Here is a 6931-nt window from a genome sequence, read left to right on the forward strand (position 1 = left end):
GTCGGATCAGTCGTCACGTCGTGATCAGTCCTTCCCGCGTCAACAGCTCCGCCACCCGTCCGTCCAGCTCCGCACCCTCGGCCACCAGCTCGGGCTCGGCCGCGAGACGCAGCAGCGCACGGCTGTGGCCGACGATCCCGCGCCGGCCCAGCAGGTGCTGCGCGATCGTGTCCCGCTCGCGCGGCGGGAAGAACTCGAACGCCTGCCGCAGCGCGGGCAGCGCGATCAGGAAGTCCCCGTCGCCCATCACGTCGACCGCCTCGTCCAGCACGTCCAGCACGCCGCCGGCCTGCAGCACCTCCTCGCGGGCCAGCGCGAACAGCCCGGCCAGCCAGTCACCGGCGGTCGACGGCGCGAACGCGCCCCGGATCGCCCGCACCGGATCACCGGCGTCGGACGAGCCCAGCGACCAGCCGAACCCGAACCCGGCACCGCGCAGGTCCGGCGGTGCCTCCGCGCTCAGCGCCAGCCGGGCGGCCACGCCGAGCGCGGCGTCCCGGTCCAGGTCGAGAGCCTTCCCGGCGTGCACGAGCGCGTCCCGCACCGAGGCCAGCGCGCCGATCCGCGGCAGATCCGCACCGGCACCGCCCCGGACCCCCTCGGCCAGCCAGAGGATCCGCTCCACCGAGGCCCCGATCACGACGCCCAGCGGCGTGCTCCCGGCCGTGCCGAGCAGCCGGTCGTGCCGCCACAGCGCCAGCACCACGTCCAGCACCCTGCCCAGCGGGCCCATCTCCGGCGTGGCGCCGACCGCGCGGCCGACCGCGTCCAGCACCCGGCCGGACAGCTCCGGGATACCGGCCAGCGCGGCGTCGAACAGCACGCCGGCCAGCTTCTCCACGTCGCCGCCCACGTCCGTGACGCGCTCGGCCAGCAGCGCGCCGGCCGCCTCGTCGATCGTGGCACCGTAGCCGCCGGCCTCGATCAGCGCGGGCAGCCGCAGGTCGTCCCGCGCGATCGTCCACTGCTCGACCGGTTCCGGGTCGATGCCGGTCGTCGGGCCGGACTGCCGGGTGAAGCCGGGCACGCCCAGGATCCGCAGCCGGTGCAGCACGCGGCTGACCTCGCGATCGCGGTCCCGGGCGAGGTCCAGTTTGCGGGCGCCGTCCGAGTCCAGCCCGTGGCGCTCCAGCTCCGCGGTGGCGTGGTGCACCAGCGGCGGCGCGGGCGTCTCCGGGTGCAGGCGGCCGACCCGGTCACCGCTGAGCGCCGCGACCATCTCCACCACCACCGGATGTGTGCCCGGCGCCGGCGTGCCCCGCGCGGACCAGGGCAGCGGCACGTCCAGTGCCTCGTCGAGCAGCGCGGACACCAGGCCGTCCAGCACATCCGTCCGGGAGCGGTGCCGGTGGCCGCGGACCAGCGCCAGCGCCTGGCCGGACGTGGTGGCCGCGATCAGGTCCGCCGTGGAGAGCCGCTGCTTGCGGTCGCGCAGCCGGGTCACCACGGCCTCGGTCAGCCGGCTCGCGGCCGTGTCCACCCCGGCCTCGAAGACGTGCTGGTAGTACGCCGGGGACGGCATCCCGGACTGGTAGCCGTCGAACGAGTCCAGGCGTCGGAACGAGTACGGCACCAGGTAACTGCCGCCGGCCGCGTCCGCCGGGAGCGCGTGCACCACCGGCTCGTCGTCGCCGGGCAGCGCGGCCAGCCGGACCAGCGCCGGACGGTGGAACCCGCCGGTGACCACCACGATCGGCCGGTCGCCCGCCTCCCTGCGCACCTTCCGGATCCAGGACGCCATGTAGGCCTCGCGGGCAACGTCGTCCTCGCCCGCCTCCGCCTCGCCCCGCAGCAGGTCGAAGTAGGCGGCCAGCCGCTCGGCCAGACCGTCCGGGTCCGGCACCTCGAACAGGTGGTCCCAGAGCGTGTCCACGTTGTCCACGGAGAACTCGCGGCACAGCCGGTCGACCACCTCGGCGTACCGCTGCTCCGCGTCCGCGTACCGGTTCCGCCGCTCGGAGAACGCCGGATGCCAGGCCGGGAGGTCGATGAAGCGCAGCTGGGCACCGGCCGCCCGGCCCGCGGTCAGCGCGGTCCACTCCGGCGAGTAGTCACAGAACGGCGCCCAGGACGCGTGGTGCCGCTCCCCGTCCTTGTAGCTGCTGAACACCGCGATCGGCAGCTCGTGCCCGAGCAGCAGCTCGCCGATCCGCGCGTTCATCTCGACCGGGCCCTCGACCAGCACGTACGCCGGCTTCAGCTCCTCGATCGTCTCGCGGACCAGCCGCGCGCACGCCGGGCTGTGGTGCCGGACCCCGATGAAAGTGATCATCCGGGGAGCACGTGCCGGGCGTCGTACAGCGCCTTCCAGCCCGCGCCCTTCCGGCCCCGGGCCTGCTGCTCCAGATAGCGCCGCAGCTTCGCCAGATCCTCCGGGCTGTCCTTGGCCGCGGTGCCGGCCAGGCAGGAGACCAGATCCTCGGCCGTGCCGGACTCGCCGCGCAGGAACCAGCCACGCAGCCCGACCGCGTGCGCCACGGACACCGCCTCCGCCGTGCTCATCACGGACGTCAGCTTGTCCATCGAGTCGCCGCGCGCGGTCTGCCCGGACCGCAGCTCCCGGAACGCGGTGACCAGCACCTCCAGCACGTCCCGGCTCGGCGCGGCCGTGACGCCGGAGCGCCGCAGCAGCGCGGACGCCTCCTGCTCGACCAGCGACAGCTCCGTGGCCAGGTCCGAGATCGGGAAGACGGTCTCGAAGTTGAAACGCCGCTTGAGCGCGGAACTCATCTCGTTCACACCCCGGTCCCGCGTGTTCGCGGTCGCGATGATGTTGAAGCCCTCCGTCGCGAACACCATCGCGTCCGCCCCGGTCAGCTCCGGCACCGACATCACCCGGTCCGACAGCGGCGAGAGCAGGCAGTCCTGCACCTCCAGCGGACACCGGGTGATCTCCTCGAACCGGACCACCTTGCCACCGGACATGCCGTGCAGCAGCGGCGCCGGGACCAGCGACTTCGTCGACGGGCCGTCCGCGACCAGCAGCGCGTAGTTCCACGAGTACTTGATCTGGTCCTCGGTGGTGGCCGCACCGCCCTGGATCGTCAGCGTCGAGTCACCGCTCACCGCGGCCGCCAGCAGCTCGGACAGCAGCGACTTCGCCGTACCGGGCTCGCCGACCAGCATCAGGCCACGACTGGTGGCGAGGCTGACCAGCGAACGGTCGATCAGCGACGGGTCACCGACGAACTTCTTCGAGATGCCGTGCCGCTCGTCGCCGACGATGAAGCGGCGGGCCGCACGCAGGCTCAGCGCCCACCCCGGCGGTCGCGGATCCGAGTCCGTCTCCCGCAGCCTGCGCAGCTCGTCCGCGTACCGGACCTCGGCCGGCGGGCGCTGCATCGTCTCGATGTCGGTCACACGGTCACCTCGTTCAACTCGCGGATGATCTCGGAGATCGTGATCTCGTCGAGCTCACCCAGCCTGATCAACTTTCGGTCCCGGCCCCAGACGGAATCGTTCCGCGACTGCACGGACACCTCGTCGAGCCGCTGCTCGGGGAAGATGTCGATCGCGCCGACCGCGATGCCCGGGTCCAGCTGCACCACGATCATCCGGTCGTCCGGCACGTCCCGCTCCATCCAGCCCTGGTGGCCGCCGTCCTGCGGGTCGCCGCGACGCCAGCCGTGCTTCTCCAGCCCGAGCAGTCTGCCGGTCGGCAGCTTCACGTCCTTGAACCGGGTGAACTCCACCGCGGTCGCCTCCGCCTCCCCCAGCCGGAAGATCTCGCGTCCCACCTGCGGGAACGGCTGCAGGATCTCGTAATCCGCGAAGACCTCCGCCCAGACCGGCAGCGCGTCGCCGAGCGTCAGCGGATGCACCACGCCGATCACCGCGTCGTCGGCCACCGTCACCGGACCGTCCTCCGCATCCGCGAACGACCGGTCCTCGGCCACCCGCAGCGCCGCGGTCAGCGCACCCCCGTCGTCGTAGACGCCCCACACCACCCGGCGCACGATGTGCACCAGCAGCGGATGCCCGACCAGGTAGCGCGTGAACTCCGCACCGGTCCACCGGCGCCCGTCCACCATCGCGCGCTCCAGACGACGGATCTGATCACCGCCGACCGTGCGCACATCCTTTTTCAAACCCGAGAATCGGCGGTACGCCTCCGGCGCACGCTCGGCGTCGTCCTTGGCACCCGGTTTCGGCAGCGCCTTCAGCCGCTTGCCCTCCGCATCGGCGACGAACGGCTTCAGCTGCTCGTCGAAGCCGACCACGAACCGCCGCGGCCCGTAGTCGAGCGTGAGGCTGCCGGTGTCGTCCAGGCCGAAGTCCGGCAGCAACCGATCCGCCAGCTGCTCCGGGCGCAGCTCGAGCGCGGCCGCGACCTCGGCCATCTTCTCGTTCGCCCGGTCCTTCAGGCCCTTGAACTTCACCTTCTGCGCGATGCCGTGCAGGTGCATCAACGCCACGTCCGAGCCGATCGTGGAGAGGATCTCCAGGCCGGCCACGGCACGCGTGTGCCCGCCCTCGCCCGGCCAGGCCCGGATCAGCGGCGCCAGGTTCCGCACCACCTCGTCGTCGCCGAAGTGCGCCAGCGCCTCGAACGCCCACGACTCCTTCGACGGCATACCGGCCACCTGCCAGCGCCGGAACAACGCCCAGGCGAACTCCGCCAGACCCCGCGCGTCGACAAGCCCTTTCACAATCCCCAGGCCGGGGTACGGCTCCGCGAGGCGCGACAACGCCAGCATGGTCAGCACGTGCCGGGCCGTGTCCAGCGGCAGCGCGCCCGCCGGCGTCTGAAGCCGCGGGAGCAGCGCCGGGTCCGCCCAGTCCGGGACGACCGGCATCCTCGCCGGGAGCCTGTCCAGCGGGTCCGTGGTGATCAGCGGCTCGATCTCGGCGGCGGCCACCTCGCCGTACGACCGGGCGGCGGCCCGCACCTCGTCCGCGAAACCGGCGGCCACGATCGCGGACAGCGCCTGCTCCGCGGACCGCCGGTCCGGACCGGCCTTGCCGACCGCGGCCGGGATCAACGCGCGGGCCGCGGAGACCGGGTGCCGGGTCAGCCAGGACAGCGCCACCGGCCGCACCGACTTCAGGCGCGCGAACCGGTCCGCCATCAGCGTCGCCACCTCGGGCGACGTGAACGGCAGCAACGCGATCACGGCCTGCGGCATGTGCTGCGCGGCGTGCAGCGCGGCCGGGTACGCCACCATGCCGTGCCGGGCCACCACGCGCCGCATGACCTCGCCGGACTCGTACAGATCCGACGGCCGCCAAGCGCCGATCTGCGGCAGTGTCAGCGACAGCGGGGCCAGTGCGAAGAACGCGCCGATCTGATACCAGTTCTGGCGCGGGGTTCGCCGGATCTCGGTCGCGACCTCGGCCCAGTCCGTGTGCGAGGCCCAGCTCATCTGCTCGAAGCGCAGCGTCAGCCAGACGTCGGCCTCACCGGGCGCCCAGTCGAGTGCGACCGGGTCGGTGCACTCCAGACCGGTGATCACCGTCGGCTTGCGGACCGTGCGGCTGCGCGTCCACGGCGGGCTCGCGAGCAGCGACGGCAGCGTGTCCGCCGGGGCCTCCCGCACCTCGGCGGCCCGGTCGAGCACGTCCTGAACCCGGTCGGCCACCGACTCCGGCAACTCGGGAAGAAGTCGTGCGGCCAGCTCCTGGTGGGCCAGCACATGTGCGGTCAGCAGCTCGGTGAACGTCCGCTTGGCAGTCGGGCGGACCGCCAGCAACCGCATCGCACGGGCCGGGAAACGATTCGCCATCGCCTGGACCTCGGGCAGCACGTACTTCTCGTCGACCCGATCCAGCAGCGCGTCGAAGGCCGCGTCCGTGGGGATCGCGCCGATCGCGGGCAGGAACCTCTTCGCATAGTCCGCGACGTCGGTGCTCAACCAGCTCAGCAGCGCCGGGAGCGCGTCGGCACGGACACCGATCATGAACGTGCTCAGCATCGGCGCGTGGTACATCAGCCACCACGACTCGGCCAGCGGCGTGATCCGCGCGGCCTGCTCGCCGGTGTGGATCGCGGTGAGGAGCACGTGGGCCAGCTCCGGAGAGCCGGTGGCGGCGACCTCGACGCTGTCCGCCTCCACCCAGGCGCTCTCCGTCGGCGCCAGGAACGACGTGCCCACGCGCCGCAGCATATTCGTCTGCCGGTGCCGGGCGAGGATCTCGACGACCTCGCCGTACTCCTCCTCGCCGGCGGTGGCCAGCGCGTGCCGGACCCGGCCGGCGAGGTCGAGCAGCGGACGCTTGGACATCTCGAAGTTCCGGTCCGCGGTGTCGGCGTAGCGCAGCGGCTGGACGGTCTCGTAGACGCTGCGATTGTCGCCGGTGACCATCGAGAACATCTCGACGACGGCCTCGACCGCGAAACGCAGCCCCTGCTCCGCCAGCCAGCGGTCCGCGATCAGCGGGAGGCTCTCGCCCTCGTTGTAGCCCAGCAGGTCGTGCCAGGCGAGTGCGGTGCCGGCCGCGCCGGTCGGGGACGGGTCGGCCTGATCCTGGTAGTACGCCAGCACGGCCTGGCCGATCTCCGGGTCCGTCTGCTCGTGCTCGGCGAACTTCCGCACCCGGCCGGGCATCTTGCTCTTGAACGTGGCGATCGCAGCCCGTGCCTTCTCCGCGTCGGGACGCCGCGCCTTCAGCCCTGGTTCGCCACGGCGGGCGTAGCGGGTGCGGAGCCAGCCGGGCTGGAGGACGAACACGTCCTCATCTGCCGTCGTCTCGACGGTCTCGGTGTTCGTCACGACCTGACCTCCTGCGGTTTCGCTCGCTTGCGGCGCCACAGTAACCAGAAGGTGCGACAATTTCGTTCCACCGGCCGGGTGGAGCAAAATGGTCCGTAAATACACTTAGGGCCACCCCCATGGGGGTGGCCCTAAGTAATAAGAAGTCCGGCGGTGTCCTACTCTCCCACACCCTCCCGAGTGCAGTACCATCGGCGCTGGTGGGCTTAGCTTCCGGGTTC

The 6931-nt window shown here is 72.1% G+C and carries 3 protein-coding genes and 1 rRNA gene; all 4 read right to left on the minus strand.

Features of this window, described 5'->3' with window-relative positions:
- Positions 1–13 precede the first annotated feature (13 nt).
- Complete coding sequence (locus tag OP04_RS10805) at positions 14–2272, minus strand: DUF5682 family protein (protein ID WP_033339362.1); 2259 nt, start codon at positions 2270–2272, stop codon at positions 14–16.
- Positions 2269–3342, minus strand: coding sequence for an ATP-binding protein (locus tag OP04_RS10810; RefSeq protein WP_033339476.1), 1074 nt, complete (start codon positions 3340–3342; stop codon positions 2269–2271). The genes OP04_RS10805 and OP04_RS10810 overlap by 4 nt, the downstream gene beginning before the upstream one ends.
- 14 nt (positions 3343–3356) lie before the next feature.
- Positions 3357–6710: a DUF4132 domain-containing protein gene (locus OP04_RS10815; protein ID WP_033339363.1), complete on the minus strand. Its 3354-nt coding sequence runs from the start codon at positions 6708–6710 to the stop codon at positions 3357–3359.
- A 145-nt stretch (positions 6711–6855) separates the two neighbouring features.
- Positions 6856–6931: ribosomal RNA gene (gene rrf / locus OP04_RS56965) — 5S ribosomal RNA — on the minus strand; the annotation flags it as partial.

The sequence above is a fragment of the Catenuloplanes japonicus genome (assembly GCF_000717135.1).
GTDB classification, from domain to species: Bacteria; Actinomycetota; Actinomycetes; order Mycobacteriales; family Micromonosporaceae; genus Catenuloplanes; species Catenuloplanes japonicus.

What these genes read in the sequence shown, in the direction of transcription:
- OP04_RS10810 (WP_033339476.1), bottom strand. Translation starts at nt 3,342, where the DNA reads ATGCAGCGCCCGCCGGCCGAGGTCCGGTACGCGGACGAGCTGCGCAGG.
- OP04_RS10805 (WP_033339362.1), bottom strand. Translation starts at nt 2,272, where the DNA reads ATGATCACTTTCATCGGGGTCCGGCACCACAGCCCGGCGTGCGCGCGG.